Here is a 17,233-nt window from a genome sequence, read left to right as displayed (position 1 = left end):
CAGCTATGACAAGCTTTCCAGCCATCTCCAAAAAAAGTTCAAAAAAAGGGTTGACAGAGGCAGAGGGGATTGCTAGATTAGTAAAGCGCTCGAAAGCGGCAGCGCGCCGCGACCGAGCGACCGAACCTAGACAACACAAGAGTTTGACAGTCGGATTGACCGACAAAAACCTCGTCAAAATAACTAAAAAGAGGTCTGAAAAACGACCTCAAAGAACCAAGAGCAAATCAGCTCTTCCGTCCTCATTAACAAGAGGATAACACGGAGAGTTTGATCCTGGCTCAGGATGAACGCTGGCGGTCTGCTTAACACATGCAAGTCGAACGGACTTCCTCGGAAGTCAGTGGCGGACGGGTGAGTAACGCGTGAGAATCTACCTGAAGGATGGGGATAACTGTTGGAAACGACAGCTAATACCCAATGAGCCGAGAGGTAAAAAGGAAACCGCCTACAGAAGAGCTCGCGTCCGATTAGCTAGTTGGGAGGGTAAAAGCCTACCAAGGCAACGATCGGTAGCTGGTCTGAGAGGACGAGCAGCCACACTGGGACTGAGACACGGCCCAGACTCCTACGGGAGGCAGCAGTGGGGAATTTTCCGCAATGGGCGAAAGCCTGACGGAGCAAGACCGCGTGGGGGAGGAAGGCCCTTGGGTTGTAAACTCCTTTTCTCGGGGAAGAAGAACTGACGGTACCCGAGGAAAAAGCCTCGGCTAACTCCGTGCCAGCAGCCGCGGTAAGACGGAGGAGGCAAGCGTTATCCGGAATTATTGGGCGTAAAGGGTCCGCAGGTGGCCATTCAAGTCTGCAGTCAAAGGTCGGGGCTCAACCCCGAAAAGGCTGTGGAAACTGAAAGGCTAGAGTACGGTAGGGGCAGAGGGAATTCCCAGTGTAGCGGTGAAATGCGTAGAGATTGGGAAGAACACCGGTGGCGAAAGCGCTCTGCTAGGCCGAAACTGACACTGAGGGACGAAAGCTAGGGGAGCGAAAGGGATTAGATACCCCTGTAGTCCTAGCTGTAAACGATGGAGACTAGGTGTGGCCTGTATCGACCCGGGCCGTGCCGGAGCTAACGCGTTAAGTCTCCCGCCTGGGGAGTACGCACGCAAGTGTGAAACTCAAAGGAATTGACGGGGGCCCGCACAAGCGGTGGAGTATGTGGTTTAATTCGATGCAACGCGAAGAACCTTACCAGGGCTTGACATGTCGCGAACCCCGGGGAAACCTGGGGGTGCCTTAGGGAGCGCGAACACAGGTGGTGCATGGCTGTCGTCAGCTCGTGTCGTGAGATGTTGGGTTAAGTCCCGCAACGAGCGCAACCCTCGTCCTTAGTTGCCAGCACGAAGGTGGGAACTCTAGGGAGACTGCCGGTGACAAACCGGAGGAAGGTGGGGATGACGTCAAGTCAGCATGCCCCTTACGTCCTGGGCTACACACGTACTACAATGGGAAGGACAAAGAGCAGCAAGCGCGCAAGTGCAAGCGAATCTCGAAAACCTTGCCCCAGTTCGGATTGCAGGCTGCAACTCGCCTGCATGAAGGAGGAATCGCTAGTAATCGCCGGTCAGCATACGGCGGTGAATACGTTCCCGGGCCTTGTACACACCGCCCGTCACACCATGGAAGTTGGCCAGGCCCGAAGTCATTACCCTAACCGTAAAAGGAGGGGGATGCCGAAGGCCGGGCTGATGACTGGGGTGAAGTCGTAACAAGGTAGCCGTACCGGAAGGTGTGGCTGGATCACCTCCTTTAAGGGAGACCCAACTTTGGAAACAGGGAGAGCCAAAAAGAGCCCCTCAAACCAAAGCATCCCGAGGTCGGTCGAGGTCAAAGAAGGAAGATCAAAAAAGAACTGTCAAACTCTTCGTGCGGTTCGCAGCGAGGGCTATTAGCTCAGGTGGTTAGAGCGCACCCCTGATAAGGGTGAGGTCCCTGGTTCGAGTCCAGGATGGCCCACCTAGAACCGGAGGGGGTATAGCTCAGTGGGTAGAGCGCTGCCTTTGCAAGGCAGATGCCAGCGGTTCGAGTCCGCTTACCTCCACCTAACGAATCAAAGTCAAAGGGAATTCAAAACAGCACCCGTCAACTCGAGCAGAGAAACGGACTGCTGGATTGAAAGCCAGCAAAGAACCTTGAAAAAAGCATAGACACCAAGAGAAAAGCATAGGGAAAAAAATCCTAGAAAAGCCAAAAGTGGTCAAGCTACAAAGGGCTAACGGTGGATCCCTAGGCACGTCGAGGCGAAGAAGGACGTGGTGACCGACGAAACGCTCCGGGGAGCTGGAAACAAGCATCGAGCCGGAGGTCTCCGAATGGGGCAACCCCAAGCACGACCCGTCGAATCCATAGACGGGAACGAGCGAACCTGGCGAACTGAAACATCTTAGTAACCAGAGGAACAGAAAGAAAAATCGATTCCCTCAGTAGCGGCGAGCGAAGCGGGAACAGCCTAAACCGAAGACATTAAGTCATCGGGGTCGTGGGACGGCAACAACGAGAGCCGAGGCAGTAGACGAAGCGGCTGAATACCGCACCAGAGGGGGTGAAAGTCCCGTAGTCGAAACCGCCAACGCCTCAGCCGAATCCCGAGTAGCACGGAGCCCGTGGAATTCCGTGTGAATCAGCGAGGACCACCTCGTAAGGCTAAATACTCCGACGTGACCGATAGAGAAACAGTACCGTGAGGGAAAGGTGAAAAGAACCCCGAGCAGGGGAGTGAAATAGAACCTGAACCCGTTAGCCTACAAGCAGTGGGAGGACGATTAAACGTCTGACCGCGTGCCTGTTGAAGAATGAGCCGGCGAGTTATTAGACGAGGCTAGGTTAAGGCCAAAGAGCCGCAGCCCGAGCGAAAGCGAGTCCGAACAGGGCGTTAACAGTCTCGTTTAATAGACCCGAACCCGGGTGATCTAACCATGTCCAGGATGAAGCTTGGGTAACACCAAGTGGAGGTCCGAACCGACCGATGTTGAAAAATCGGCGGATGAGGTGTGGTTAGGGGTGAAATGCCAATCGAACCCGGAGCTAGCTGGTTCTCCCCGAAATGCGTTGAGGCGCAGCGGTCGAAGATGATGACGAGGGGTAAAGCACTGTTTCGGTGCGGGCTGCGAGAGCGGTACCAAATCGAGACAAACTCAGAATACTCGTCAAGAACTCGGCCAGTGAGACGGTGGGGGATAAGCTTCATCGTCGAAAGGGAAACAGCCCAGACCACCAGCTAAGGTCCCCAAATGACCGCTCAGTGATTAAGGAGGTGAGAGTGCAAAGACAACCAGGAGGTTGGCCTAGAAGCAGCCACCCTTGAAAGAGTGCGTAATAGCTCACTGGTCAAGCGCTCTGGCGCCGAAAATGAACGGGGCTAAGCGGTCTACCGAAGCTGTGGAACGAGCAATCGTTGGTAGGGGAGCGTTCCCCGACGGGAGAAGCACTAGCGAGAGCAGGTGTGGACGTCGGGGAAGTGAGAATGTCGGCTTGAGTAGCGCAAACATTGGTGAGAATCCAATGCCCCGAAACCCTAAGGGTTCCTCCGGCAGGTTCGTCCGCGGAGGGTTAGTCAGGACCTAAGGCGAGGCCGAAAGGCGTAGTCGATGGACAACGGGTGAACATTCCCGTACGGATTGAAGTTGGCGCGGGAGGACGGAGCGGGTCGAGACCAGCCGGAAGTTGGTTACCGGTTCAAGTGTTCGAGACGAAGACCGACGGCGAAAACGTCGGGAGTTAAGGCACGAGTACGAGACCTTACGAGGTCGAAGTGGTACAGATCGAACTTCCAAGAAAAGCCCCAACCGCCATAAGCTTCAATTCCCTGTACCCGAAACCGACACAGGTAGGGAGGTTGAGAAAACCGAGGGGCGCGAGCTAACTCTCTCTAAGGAACTCGGCAAAATGGCCCCGTAACTTCGGGAGAAGGGGTGCCCCCTGATGGGGGGTCGCAGTGAAGAGGCCCAGGCGACTGTTTACCAAAAACACAGGTCTCCGCCAAGTCGCAAGACGCTGTATGGAGGCTGACGCCTGCCCAGTGCCGGAAGGTTAAGGAAGTCGGTCAGCCCTGCGGGGTAAAGCTGGCGACCGAAGCCCCGGTGAACGGCGGCCGTAACTATAACGGTCCTAAGGTAGCGAAATTCCTTGTCGGGTAAGTTCCGACCCGCACGAAAGGCGTAACGATCTGGGCGCTGTCTCGGAGAGAGGCTCGGCGAAATAGGATTGTCTGTGAAGATACGGACTCCCTGCACCTGGACAGAAAGACCCTATGAAGCTTTACTGTAGCCTGGAATTGGCTTCGGGCTTCGCTTGCGCAGCATAGGTGGGAGGCGTGGAAGGTTTCCTTGCGGGGAAACTGGAGCCATCCGGTGAGATACCACTCTGGCGAAGCTAGAAGTCTAACCTCGACCCCTAAGCGGGGCGGGGAACCGTTTCAGGTGGGCAGTTTGACTGGGGCGGTCGCCTCCTAAAAGGTAACGGAGGCGCGCAAAGGTTCCCTCAGGCTGGTTGGAAATCAGCCGTCGAGTGTAAAGGCACAAGGGAGCTTGACTGCGAGACCTACAAGTCGAGCAGGGACGAAAGTCGGCCTTAGTGATCCGACGGTTCCGAGTGGAAGGGCCGTCGCTCAACGGATAAAAGTTACTCTAGGGATAACAGGCTGATCTCCCCCAAGAGTTCACATCGACGGGGAGGTTTGGCACCTCGATGTCGGCTCATCGCAACCTGGGGCGGAAGTACGTCCCAAGGGTTGGGCTGTTCGCCCATTAAAGCGGTACGTGAGCTGGGTTCAGAACGTCGTGAGACAGTTCGGTCCATATCCGGTGCAGGCGTAAGAGCATTGAGAGGCGCCCTCCTTAGTACGAGAGGACCGGGAGGGACACACCGCTGGTGTACCTGTTATCGTGCCAACGGTAGACGCAGGGTAGCCATGTGTGGCGTGGATAACCGCTGAAAGCATCTAAGTGGGAAGCCCACCTCAAGATGAGTGCTCTGGTGGAGTTAATCCAGTAAGGTCCCGGGCAGATTACCCGTTGATAGGCGTTAGGTGGAAGTCCTGCGAGGGATGTAGCCGAGACGTACTAACCGACCGAGCGCTTGACCTCTTTTCTCTCTTGGTTGTCTTTGCTTTTTTGAAGGTTTTTCCTTCATTCTCTTTCCGGGTGCCTATGGCCTTGAGGCCCCACTCCGATCCCTTCCCGAACTCGGTTGTGAAACTCAAGTACGGCCACGATACTTGGAGGGTTGCCTCCTGGGACAATAGCTCGCTGCCCGGTTCTTTAATGATGATAGCCCCTTTATTCCTAGGTTTTTCTAGTTGGATAAAGGGGCTATTGTTGTTTTGAAAAATCAGCAGTTAGTTAGTAAGTAGCTATATCGGGTAAAAGAAGCTAGAAATAAACAGGAAAAATAGAGATTAATTAAACATCATTAAACATCAATACAATAATTTAGGAGTTCATGGCATCTTCTATTCAATATTTACCTAGGGAAGTTGTCTACACGATCGCGGCTGGAGAGGTCATTGATTCGATCTCCGCAGCTCTTCGAGAACTTATAGAAAATGCCATAGATGCTGATGCTACTCGCATCGTGATTTCACTGTGGCTCGATCGCTGGAGCCTGAGAGTCGTCGATAATGGCGGTGGCATGAATTTAGAGAATTTAAAATTAGCGGCTGCGGCGCATACGACTAGCAAAATTCACAATTTAACGGATTTGTCCGAGATTAAAACCTTGGGCTTTCGCGGTGAAGCGCTTTACAGTTTAGCGCATTTGGCAAAATTAGACATTTTCAGTCGATCGCGCGATGGAGAAGCGTGGCATATCACCTATGACGAGCAAGGATTGCCCGTAGACATCGAACCGACAGCGATCGCCCCCGGTACAATTGTGAACGTTTCTAATTTATTTGCCAATTGGGAAGCACGGCGTCAGGGACTACCTTCAATCTCTCAACAATTAAAAGCCGTACAGCTAACCCTTCAGCAAATGGCCTTGTGTCACCCTCACGTAACCTGGATTGTCAACCAAAACGATCGCCGATGGATGACCCTCACTTCTGTCAAAAGTCCCCGAGAAAGGTTACCTCAAATTTTAGGAAATCTCGATCTCAGCGACCTCAAATCCGAACAATTGCGCCTCGAAAACGGAACCATCGACCTCATTTTAGGATTGCCCGATCGCGCTCATCGACGCCGACCGGATTGGATCAAAGTAGCCGTTAACGGTCGAGTCGTTCGCTGCCGAGAATTAGAACAAATCATTATTTCAAGCTTTGCCCGTACCTTACCGCGCGATCGCTATCCAATTTGCTTCTTACACCTCAAATTACCCCCAGATCGAATTGATTGGAATCGACATCCCGCTAAAACCGAACTCTACTTGCACGATTTAGCGGATTGGCAAGAACGGGTTAAACAAACCATCGCGCAATGCCTGAAACTCAACGATCCTAGCCTCGATCCTGACAGTCAAAAACGAACGACTCAATTACTCAAAGCTTCTGAAGACAAAGCAGCGTATCGCGTTGAAAAAAAACTAAACTCATCCCCAGAACAACCAGAAAATATCGCCGAACAACCCGCTTTAATCCCCTTGCGAGCCGTTGCACAAGTGAATAAAACCTATATCGTTGGCGAACATGAAAACGGTCTTTGGTTAATCGAGCAACATATTGCTCACGAGCGAATTTTGTATGAAGAACTTTGCGATCGCTGGCAAATTGTTCCCGTCGAAACTCCCATTATTCTCAACCAACTCACGACCGGACAACTCGAACAGCTCGATCGCTTAGGACTCGAAGTCACGCCCTTTGGTAATGATTTGTGGGCAATTCGATCGGTTCCTCAACTGTTAGCAGAACGAGACGATTGTAGCGATGCTTTAATCGAACTGAGTTGCGCTGGAGACTTGCAAGCGGCTCAAGTTGCAACCGCCTGTCGGAGTGCAATCCGTAATGGCATGACCTTAACCGTTCCCGAAATGCAAACGATTCTCGATCGCTGGCAACGAACCCGTCATCCCCACACCTGTCCCCACGGACGACCCATTTATTTAGCCTTAGAAGAATCCAGCTTGGCACGTTTTTTCCGCAGACAGTGGGTTATCGGTAAAAGTCACGGAATTTAATCAATTCGTGCTGGATTCGCGATTAACATGAGTTGAGACTTTAGAACTTAGATACAAGTTAGATGCAGCAATTTTGCCGGATGGATCGCTTATCCGTGCCAATCCTCACGATCGCGCCGAACCTGCCAAAATAGAGCCTAAATTGTCTAGAAAAAAGTCCGGGTTCGATTCTCGCCGCCACAGTCACGATCGCCGACCCTAGGGTTACGCAAGACAGTGAAAAATTGACTGAGATAAAGATCCGAGTGCAAGATATCCATTTCGCCTGTAAATTGGTAATCATTACTGCGCTCAACGAGTGACATCTACCATGCCTAAAATTCGTCCGACCTCTGTCTGTCTGCTGACAATATTATTCAATGGCTTGGTCACGATCGCGATTGTCCGTCAACTGGGCAATTTTCCCGATCTGTCCGTTGTTATCGCTCTATTGAGCATTTGCTTTGCATTCATATTTGGCTCGATCGAGAAATTACCCGGCGCTTCGGAACTCAACTGGTTTTGGAGCGCTCCTTTACTCCCTTTTTCCGTCAACTTCGTCATTTACGCTTACTTGACGATCGCGCCTTTAGATCTCAATTCTACTCAAACCAGTATTTATTTATCTTTACTCTTATTTTTTCTCGGGACAGGTCTACCTGCAATCGCGATTGTCGTCAGACGTTGGTCGGCGTGGAAACATGCAACAATTTCCGAGAAAAGCCAACTTTTAGCCGCCGTCGATCGTGAAATAGAATCGCGCTGGCAACAGTCGATCCATCATGCCGTTTTCTCTAATTTGGCGCTCGATCGTAGCACGCCGACAGCACGAAGATTGTGGGATGTGGAACTCAAATTAGGTAAAAAAGCTAGAGAAAAAGTTGACAAACAAGCCGACCTGTTAGATCTCTTTAAAGACCGGACAATTCCGGGAAAATTATTAATCTTAGGAGGATCGGGGGCGGGAAAAACAACGACCTTATTAGAGTTGGGAAAAAGCTTATCTAAAAAAGCACAGTCCGACGATCGATCGCCTCTTCCGGTCTTAGTCGAATTAACGGACTGGCAAAGGGGAGCAAACGCGATCGATTGGCTTGCAGAAACCATCGCTAAAAAATATAAAATCAACCGAGAAAAAGTTAAATTTTGGCTAAACAACGGCGCGATCGTTCCCCTAGTCGATGGACTAGAATGGCTCGACCTTGCGAACCAAGAAGACTGTATTCACGCGATTAACCAAGCACGTAAAGCCGATGGCAAACCTTTACCTTTAATTGTTTGTCACCGAATGGATTTATATCAAAAATGCGAACGGCGCTTACGCTTGCGAGGGGCGATCGGATTGCGGCTGCTCAAAATTGACCAAATTGAGGATTATTTGCTCAACTCCAGAAGTAGAGAACTCTGGGAAAACATTAAAGATAGCCCGGAACTGTTGGCGTTGGCTAAAAAACCCTTATTACTCAATATAATGACCTTAGCCTATGAAGAAATTCTCATTCATTCGTGGAAACGCTTAACTTGTTTTGACGATCGCGCCGAATATGTTTTAAATGCCTTTATTCGTCGCCAGTCCGTGACCCACGATCGCTCCCACTGGTATGCAAAAGGGAAAGAACCGACGCCACACCAAACGCGCCAATGGCTCAAATGGCTGGGAGAAACCCTGGTCGAGCGCCGAGAAAGCGAGTTTGCGATCGAAGAAATTCCACCAATTTTACTCCATTCTCCCGCTTCCAATACCTTATATCCGATCGCCTTACTTCTCCTTTTAGCCTTAGTCTACACTCTAATCTTTGCCCTCATCTATGGGAGCGGTCAGACTCAAACATACTTGCCTTTATTCGCGATCGCCACGATCGTTTTTATCTTAACAATGGCGCCTTATTCTAAAAAAATACAACTCGCTCCCATTGCCGATAAAAACTTGTGGTTGTGGTGGATCGCCCCGATTATTTGTGCCTTAATTGGCTGGCTGAGTTTGCGCGTGAGCGAACTGGTTTGGTTTGCGATTCAAAATGCCGAAGATCCCTCTATTTTTTCCGGGATTCTGCGAGTGAGTCAACTCCTCCCGGTTCTCGGATTGGTAGTCACATTAGCGGCGGCACTTCCGGGCATTAAACATTTAAGTTTGCGGTTAATTCTCTGGCGTAAAGGCGATATTCCTTGGAACTTGAAACGGTTTCTCAATTACGCGACCGAGCGCTTGTTTTTGCAGAAAATCGGAGATCGCTATCGATTCGTCCACGAACTCTTTCAGGAGCATTTTATTAACAGTCGTCCTTAAACGAGTCCTTTAAAGTGAATCTGGATCGACGGAAAACACGATGATTTGGGTAAATTGAAAGGGATTGAAGTTATTGTCAGAAACTAACACGAGCGATCGCCGTCCGTCGGGTAAGGGGGGTCCCCAGGTCATCCCTTCGAGATTATCTAAGGGAATTCCCAAGCTGTTTAAATCTAAAAGAAGACGTTTTTCGACGGGGACGATCGCCGGATCCAGGGGCCATTGAAGGGCGTCGATCGGTTCGATTGGGGTCGCCGCCGTTAAATCGATCGCAAATAAGCGAATAGTATTGCCAACGCCTGCGGAATAAGACCGTTCCAAACTCAACAGGTGGCGTTCGTCTAAGGCGACTAATTCGACTAAACCATTACTTTTAAAACCGTCGGCGGGATTGGGTTCGTCGGCGATCGCCTCGGTGAGATAAAGATATTCGCGATCGCAACGTTGGCGATCGAGATCGCAACGGAGCAAACGTGAGGGAGATCCTTGACGGGTATCGGCGATCGGTCCGTCTTGGACGAGTGCATTTTCCGTTGCCGAAAATAGGTAGCGACCGTCAGGAGTGAGTGCGAGACTTTCAAAGGCTAAATTATGACGGATACCTCGACGACGATCGCGATCGGGTAAAAACTTTTCGGGAAGGGGAAGCGAGGCGATCGCCTGTCCGGACAGGGAGAACGACTGGAGAAAGGGAGACACGGAAAAACGGAGGTCTCCTTCGGAAGATATCCACAAAGTGCGGTCGCTTGTCCGAGCAATTCCTTCCAAATCGACTTGAAATTCGCCGAAAGGACGACCGTTGTTATCGGTTACGGGAGTAACGGCGACAGGAGTGACGCCGAAAGGGTCGAGGTCGATGTTGAGGGTATAAAAGCGGGGAAATCCCGGTGCTTGGCGGTCGTCGGAGATGGCATAGTAAAGATCCCGTTCGCTGTCGTAAGTGATGCCGGACAGGCCGCCGATTTCGGTGCCTTCAAACTCAGTCCCCGTGCGGAATGAGGCTTGTCCGAGCAAGGCGAACGCGGCGGGGGCGGGGGGTTGACTTTCGGCGCGTCCTCGGGGCAGGTCGTCGCAACCGCTCAGGGAGATCGCGGCGCACAATAAACAGAGATTGGCTTTATACAAATATCGCGCTTTTGTCCGAGGGGCAATCGTCTTCCAGAGATGCCGAGCGAACGCCGGGGGGTGAAATTCGATCGTCATGTTGTCGTCAAGAATAATAGTTATTCGTTTGTAAAAACTCGACTAACCAATCTTTCACCCAATAGGTGGCGCGACAGTCATCCTCGTTATAGATCGCGATCGAATCGAGATAGGCCCGATCGCCCGTTTTGAGCCAGCGATCGTACCAAAAAACACATTGGGCACCACTGGCGCGGCGATCGCGCCACTCGAACCCGACCCAGCGCGCGATCGATTTGAGGGCGTAATTTTCCACGGGAAGCACGGCGCTGCGGGTGACGCGTTCGTGGATATCGATAAAGCGGTTGAGAACGGGACGCCAGCGATGGGAGGGCGTTCCATACCGCTTGGCGAGTTGGCGAAACGCTTTGACCTCGTAGTTGCAAAAGTGGAAGATCGGGGCGATCGGATAAGTCCAGACTAAATCTAAAAACTGGTTCCAGACCGTACCTTCCTCCTGGGGGTTTTCGGCGAGAAAGGGATAAAACGTTTGTTTGGGGCGATCGCCGCGATCGAGGGGGCGACGGTCTACCACTAAAACGCCGTGTAAGAAATCTAACCCCAATTCCGGTTGAGCTTCGATATCGAAATATAATTCAACCGGAGAGACCGGGAGTTCTGCCGCCGTCAACCCGGTGCTGTCCGGTTTGACCAAGGCGCACCCTTCCACGGCGGCGCGCGCCTGAAAGACCAACAAACGCGCTATATCCTTGGGGTCTACATTTCCCGTGGTCGCCGGATCGAACGCCGCCGCGAGCCGATCGCACGGGGTCGAGGCGAGGGTTTCGAGAGTGGTAATTTGGGCTTGTTGCAGTTGGCGGTAGCGGGTGGGAGTGACACCGGGTAACAGGGACAAATGCTGATTTTCCGAGGCGATCGCGTAGCAACTGCTCAACCAGTCGCATAAAGAACACGGATGGCGCGCCAGAAAAACTTCCGGTTCCTCCCGTCGTTCTAAGATCGCCAGACATTCGGCTAAAATACGCCGCATTTGGGGCAAATACTGGGAGAGAGAAACAGTATATTCGTCGCGATCGCGGAAAAACAGGGTCGCGCGATCGGGCCAGCATTGTTGAATTTCAGATAACAATTGGGCGTGAAACGCCGCAATCACTTGATATTCCCGTTTGGGGCGTTTGCTGAACTTGATATCTTTGGGGATGTAATGCCACGATCCAAAGCGGGATTCCCCCGGTTCTTTCACTAACAAATCCGGACAACTCACCAGAGTGGTGCCGTTTTCCGTTTCGACCAGTAACACCCCTTGATAGATCTGCTCGATTCCCCGTTCCATCAACGTCAGGGTGGATCGAGCTCCGGCGAACCAATCGCGGTACGGATACTGGGGGCGTTGGTAAGGGGGTTGGGACTCCAAAACCGTTTTTTGATAGTCGCGACTGTCTGCTTGCAGTTTCAACAGAAAATCGTTTGGGGGATCGCGATCGCTCGGATCGCCATAGAGATTGAGAAAAGCACGGCGCCGACAACGTTGGTAATCGAACAGAACAGAATCAGTAAGCAGCATGAATTGTAGATCGGCAACGATCGCTCGGGAGATCCCGGTCACCTCGATCGATTTGAATTCTCCGAATCCGAACGCCTTCGCCAAGCGACGCCGGAGGCGTATCGCCAGACAACCCCGAGAGGACGATCCGCGAAACCCCATTCGGAAGGGGACAATTTCAAACGATCCACTCTCCAACATACCGCGCAATCCCCCAAGCGTGCCAGACAGCCGCTAAACTCGAAACAGATCGACTCGATCCGAATCGAACTGTGCCAATGAGATCGGGGCGATCGGCACGGACCCAACCCAGAGATCGCTTTCCTTGACTAGCACGATCGTGAGACCCGTCTGCTTTTGGGAAGTCAAATCGAATCATTTTGGGCATCCTAATTGGAAACGACTGCCAAACCCGTTGAGATTTTGAGATCCTGTTATCGCCATGTCCTCGCCAGAGTTCCCCTCTTCTCCCGCTCGTCGGCTCAACCTACTCTACATCACCTCTCTGAGTGTCGTGGCGATCGTGTCGGTCGCGGGCAATCTTTTCGTCGATCGCGCGATTCGGTCTCAAGCGCCCTATTCTCAAGCAATTAACATTGCCGGACGCCAGCGAATGCTCAGTCAAAAATTGAGCAAAAACGCTCTCGCCGTCGAAGTTGCGCGCACGACCGACCGGGAAATCCCCACGGATCTCGACGGCTTCCAAACCGCCTTAGACCAATTCCGACAAGCCCATCAGGGATTGCAGCAAGGGGATCCCCAACTGCGTTTGCAAGGGAACCCGAGCGATCGCATCGGTCAAGCCTTTAACGAGGTCGAACCGGACTATCAAGTTCTCGTGCAAAGCGCTCAAGAACTGATCGACCTGCTCGCTCGATCGCCCGCCACGACCACCGACGAACAAGTCGGCGCCCTCGTTCGCCAAATCCTCGATCGCGAAGACGACTTTCTCGCCGGAATGGAAACCATCGTCGCCCTTTACGAAGGCGAAGCGCGATCGCAACTGGCTCAACTGCAACGGCTTCAAAACTTACTCCTCGCCGTGATTCTGTGCGTTCTCCTCTTAGAAGCCTTCGCGATCTTCCGCCCTACCGTGCGACAATTACGCAATTACATCGACGAATCGATCGAAGCGCGAGAACGAAGCGCCGAGCAACTGAGCGAACTCGAAGAAAGCAACGAGCGACTCGATAACGCTTTGCAAGTAGCGTACTCGGCGACGCGGCTCAAATCGGAATTTCTCGCCAATATCAGTCACGAACTGCGAACGCCGATGAATGCGGTGATGGGAATGACGCGGTTGTTGTTGGATACCCCGCTCAATCCGGAACAACAAGATTTGACCGAAACTATTCTCGACAGTTCCGAAACCCTGCTGGCGACGATCGAGGATTTGCTCGACTTGTCCGAACTCGAAGCGGGCCGAATGGTTCTCAATTTGCAACCGTGCGACTTGCGCCAGTGCGTTGAAAAAACCCTGGCCCTGGTGGCGCCGGAAGCAGCCCGCAAGTCGCTCAATTTGGCCTATCAGATGGACGAGACCACGCCGAGGGTGGCGATCGCCGACGTCCGTCGCTTGCAGCAAATTTTGCTAAATTTACTCGGCAATGCGATTAAATTTACGGAAGTTGGCGAAGTTAGCGTCAGCATAACGGCGGAGGAGATGGGCAATTGGTCCTGGTCCGCCGGACATCTGCTCGCGCAACTGGCGCGCCCGGAGAAGTCCGGCGCTGAGGCAGAAAATCCAACCTATTATGAAATTCACTTTGCGGTTAAAGATACTGGAATCGGCATTCCACCGGAGAAGACCCACCGCCTGTTTCGCTCGTTTTCGCAGGTGGACGGCTCGACCACCCGTTCTCACGGCGGAACGGGATTGGGACTGGCAATTTCCAAGCGCTTGAGCGAGTTGATGGGCGGTCGCATGTGGGTAGAAAGTGAGGTCGGGGTCGGTTCGACCTTCGGCTTTGCGATCGCGGTGCCGGAAGTCCAAAAATTGCCGCAAGTTTACGAACGCGGCGAAGATCCGAGGTTGGCGGGGAAAACGATCGCGCTGTTGGTGTCTAATACTACCAATCGCGAGATTTTGCGCGATCGCGCCACCGGATGGGGGATGAACGTGCGCGTGGCCACCAGTGCGGCGGAAGTCGATCGAGGATTGGAAGGCGGCGATCGCCTCGATGGGGCGATCGTCGAAGTCCTCCCGGAAACGAGCAATGGGGAAGCCTTGTGGCGACAATTGCAGCAGCAACAGCCCGATCTTCCCCTCTTGCTGCTCGGTTTTCCCTCGCAAGTGGACGGGAAACTCGCCGGGGACAAGCTCTTTCCTTTATACAAGCCGTTGGGGTTGGAATCCTCTTACTGGGCTTTAGTCGGGGCGATCGCCCGAGAAAAGCCGCCCGTCGATCTGCGTGCTCCCTCGAAAGACTCTCCGACCCCCCAGTTCGATCCCAAAGTGGCGGCGGCGATCGGCGATTTGTCCGTGCGCCGTCTCGATGCGGAATTTGCCCGCCGGATTCCCCTGCGGATTTTGGTGGCGGAAGATAATGCGGTCAACCGCAAAGTGGTTCTCAAGTTATTAGAACGTCTCGGTTACGTGGCGGATGCAGTCGGCGACGGCGTAGAGGCGGTCGAAGCGGTGAAAAAAGACGCTTACGACGCGATTTTAATGGACGTGCAGATGCCGCGCATGAGCGGGATCGAGGCAACTCGAGCGATCGTGCGGGAGTTCGACGCCGATCGCCGTCCCCGGATTATCGCACTCACCGCCGGGGCGATGGAAGGCGATCGCGCCCAATGTCTGGCGGCGGGAATGGACGATTATTTGAGCAAACCCGTTCGCGTGGAAGCGTTACAAACCGCCCTTGAGCGTTTGCTCTTCCCCGTCGGTCAAGACCCCCTCAACGGGACGGTTCTCCCCTCGTCTGAACCCTCCTCTCGATCCCCATCGGTCGAGGCGGTTCCCGAGGCGATCGCGCCGTCTTACATTCCGACGGTAGATCTCAAACGGTTGACCCGCCTGCGTTACGAACTCCAAGCCCCTGGGGAACCGGATGTGGTTACGGAATTAATTGAAATGTTTTTAGAAGATACGATTCCCCTGTTAAAAAATATTCGCGAAGCCTTGGAACAAAATAATCCAGAAGCCTTAAAAGAAGCCGCCCATACCCTCAAAGGTAGTAGCGGGAATTTAGGGGCGGTCGCCTTGTCCGGCATGTGTAAAACCATTCAGTTAAAAGCCGCCGAGGGGTATTTAGATGGAATCCAGGAAGATATTACTAACTTAGAAACTGAATTTTTACGAGTCAAAAAAGTTCTAGAAACGCAAAAGATCGAAGGTTGAACGATAAAAAAATAATAAAAATACAGATCGATTGTTTTTTTATAGAGGGCGATCGCCGATATCAAAAATCCACAAATATCAATCGTACACTTAAGGAATTGGAATACAAATTACCTATAAAAATCTATTTTCAAAATAAAAAATACCTATCGATAAATTTTTTATAAACACAATAAACAAATATCCTAGTTGAGGTTTATAAGAAATACTCAAATAATCCTATATTTTGGGATTGTAGTAACTTATTAACTGAGGGAATTATACCGATTTTCAAAAATAATGAGAGAGATCGAGGTTTTAGAAAAATGGTATTACCCGCGATCGCTCTCAACCAGTTTACAGACAATTCCCCGATCGACTAAAAACTAAAAACATAGACAATTGACTCGATTGACAATGATTGTTCGTGACGGTGTAAGGCGATCGCCCCTCAATCCGAGTGAAAAATAATGACCCTCAAACATCGAATCCCTTAACGGTGTAGAGAGGGCAATGGTACGCTTAAAAGTGCTGTAACGAAAGGAATTTTATGACCGATCCTTTGACCCGTATCGAAGAATACCGAAGTCAATTTTCAGCCCTCGCGAATAAAGCCTATTTTAACTATGGCGGTCAAGGTCCACTGCCGCAACAGGCATTAGAGGCGATCGCCCAGTCTTATCGAGATATCCAACAACTCGGGCCGTTCTCGGGACAAACCAACGCCTGGATCGTGCGCGAAGCGACCGCGACCCGGGAGGCGATCGCCGTCGAACTCGGCGTCCCTCCCCACACCATTACCTTGACCGAAAATGTGAGCGTCGGCTGCAATATCGTCTTGTGGGGTCTCCCCTGGCAAGCCGGAGACGGTATTTTAATCACCGATTGCGAACATCCGAGCATCGTGGCTGCCGTTCGGGAGTTGCAGCGCCGTTTTCGCCTGGAAGTGACGGTCTGTCCCTTGAGAGAAACCCTCAATCGGGGCAATCCCGTTGAAGTGCTAGCCCAGCACCTCACTTCACATACACGACTGATCGTTCTCAGTCATATTTTATGGAATACAGGTCAAGTCTTGCCCCTCGATCGCCTCGTGCGGGTCTGCCACGATTGGGGCGCCCAAAGTATGCACTCGCGCAAAGCAAAAGTCTTAGTCGATGCCGCTCAATCCGTCGGCGTCCTCCCCTTAAAACTGGCTCGATCCGATGTCGATTTTTATGCCTTTACCGGACATAAATGGTGGTGCGGTCCCGAAGGCTTGGGAGGACTTTATATCAGTTCCGAAGCTGCAACCAGTTTGCATCCGACCTTTATCGGGTGGCGGGGGATTGAGGTGAACGAAACCGGAGAACCGATCCGCTTCAAACCCGACGGACGGGTATTTGAGGTGGCCACTTCCGCCTATCCTTTATATGCAGGACTGCGATCGGCGATCGCCGTTCACCACCAATGGGGAACCGCCGAAGAACGTTACCAAAAAATCTGCGATCGCAGTAAATTGCTCTGGGAAAAACTTCAAAATTTCCCGGAAGTTCACTGCCTGCGAACGTCCCCTCCCGAATGCGGCTTAGTGTCCTTTCAACTCTCCTCAAACCCGGAAGAAAGAACCAAACTGCATCGAGAATTAGTCAAATTCTTAGAACGAGAACAGCAAGTTATGGTTAGAACTATCCTCAATCCCAACTGTGTTCGAGCCTGCGTTCATTATTTCACCACCGATCGAGAAATCGAGCAGCTCGCGATCGGGATCGATCGATTTTTACGTCAATTTTGACACAGTCGCTAAAGAAAAACAGCCCGTCCCGAGTACGGGCAAGATCGCGGCTTGTCCACAATGCCAAAAAGCAGAAGGAAT

Annotated in this window: 6 protein-coding genes, 2 tRNA genes and 3 rRNA genes; 9 read left to right on the top strand and 2 right to left on the bottom strand. The window is 52.0% G+C overall.

What is annotated here, in order from left to right; translation table 11 throughout:
- Positions 1 to 258 precede the first annotated feature (258 nt).
- From JJD41_RS00570 to JJD41_RS00540, 7 genes are all read left to right on the top strand, one after another.
- Positions 259 to 1,748: ribosomal RNA gene (locus tag JJD41_RS00570) — 16S ribosomal RNA — on the top strand.
- Positions 1,749 to 1,879: 131 nt separating this feature from the next.
- Positions 1,880 to 1,953 (top strand) — tRNA-Ile (locus tag JJD41_RS00565).
- 12 nt (positions 1,954 to 1,965) lie between these two features.
- Positions 1,966 to 2,038, top strand: a tRNA-Ala gene (locus tag JJD41_RS00560).
- A gap of 154 nt (positions 2,039 to 2,192) precedes the next feature.
- Positions 2,193 to 5,081, top strand: a 23S ribosomal RNA gene (locus JJD41_RS00555).
- 53 nt (positions 5,082 to 5,134) lie between these two features.
- Positions 5,135 to 5,252: ribosomal RNA gene (gene rrf / locus JJD41_RS00550) — 5S ribosomal RNA — on the top strand.
- The 16S, 23S and 5S rRNA genes sit together here with 2 tRNA genes alongside, the layout of an rRNA operon.
- A 184-nt stretch (positions 5,253 to 5,436) precedes the next feature.
- The gene (mutL, locus tag JJD41_RS00545) at positions 5,437 to 7,107 is read left to right on the top strand and encodes a DNA mismatch repair endonuclease MutL (protein WP_200664252.1); all 1,671 of its coding nucleotides are present in this window, start codon (positions 5,437 to 5,439) and stop codon (positions 7,105 to 7,107) included.
- Positions 7,108 to 7,417: 310 nt separating this feature from the next.
- The gene (locus JJD41_RS00540; protein ID WP_200664251.1) at positions 7,418 to 9,373 is read left to right on the top strand and encodes an NACHT domain-containing protein; all 1,956 of its coding nucleotides are present in this window, start codon (positions 7,418 to 7,420) and stop codon (positions 9,371 to 9,373) included.
- A 9-nt stretch (positions 9,374 to 9,382) separates the two neighbouring features.
- On the opposite strand, the gene JJD41_RS00535 is transcribed toward JJD41_RS00540, so the two are convergent.
- Positions 9,383 to 10,576 carry an esterase-like activity of phytase family protein gene (locus JJD41_RS00535; RefSeq protein WP_200664250.1) on the bottom strand — a complete coding sequence of 398 codons (1,194 nt, stop codon included), beginning with the start codon at positions 10,574 to 10,576 and terminating at the stop codon, positions 9,383 to 9,385.
- Positions 10,577 to 10,583: 7 nt separating this feature from the next.
- A complete protein-coding gene (locus JJD41_RS00530) occupies positions 10,584 to 12,080 on the bottom strand; it encodes a TM0106 family RecB-like putative nuclease (RefSeq protein WP_200664249.1) in 1,497 nt (498 codons plus the stop codon).
- A gap of 421 nt (positions 12,081 to 12,501) precedes the next feature.
- Between JJD41_RS00530 and JJD41_RS00525 the strand changes: the two genes are divergently transcribed.
- Positions 12,502 to 15,402, top strand: coding sequence for a response regulator (locus JJD41_RS00525; protein ID WP_200664248.1), 2,901 nt, complete (start codon positions 12,502 to 12,504; stop codon positions 15,400 to 15,402).
- Between the two features lie 529 nt (positions 15,403 to 15,931).
- Positions 15,932 to 17,152: an aminotransferase class V-fold PLP-dependent enzyme gene (locus JJD41_RS00520; protein ID WP_168570050.1), complete on the top strand. Its 1,221-nt coding sequence runs from the start codon at positions 15,932 to 15,934 to the stop codon at positions 17,150 to 17,152.
- The last annotated feature ends 81 nt before the right edge of the window (positions 17,153 to 17,233 follow it).

Origin of the sequence: Oxynema mangrovii CENA135 (assembly GCF_016632315.1) — a bacterium.
In the GTDB taxonomy this organism is placed as follows: Bacteria; Cyanobacteriota; Cyanobacteriia; order Cyanobacteriales; family Laspinemataceae; genus Oxynema; species Oxynema aestuarii.
The sequence above is the reverse complement of the archived record's forward strand: the minus strand, read 5'-3'. Positions and strand labels throughout refer to the sequence as shown.

Bases quoted from the DNA above. Each gene is read 5' to 3' on its own strand.
- mutL (WP_200664252.1), top strand. From the start codon at position 5,437: ATGGCATCTTCTATTCAATATTTACCTAGGGAAGTTGTCTACACGATC.
- JJD41_RS00540 (WP_200664251.1), top strand. From the start codon at position 7,418: ATGCCTAAAATTCGTCCGACCTCTGTCTGTCTGCTGACAATATTATTC.
- JJD41_RS00535 (WP_200664250.1), bottom strand. From the start codon at position 10,576: ATGACGATCGAATTTCACCCCCCGGCGTTCGCTCGGCATCTCTGGAAG.
- JJD41_RS00530 (WP_200664249.1), bottom strand. From the start codon at position 12,080: ATGCTGCTTACTGATTCTGTTCTGTTCGATTACCAACGTTGTCGGCGC.
- JJD41_RS00525 (WP_200664248.1), top strand. From the start codon at position 12,502: ATGTCCTCGCCAGAGTTCCCCTCTTCTCCCGCTCGTCGGCTCAACCTA.
- JJD41_RS00520 (WP_168570050.1), top strand. From the start codon at position 15,932: ATGACCGATCCTTTGACCCGTATCGAAGAATACCGAAGTCAATTTTCA.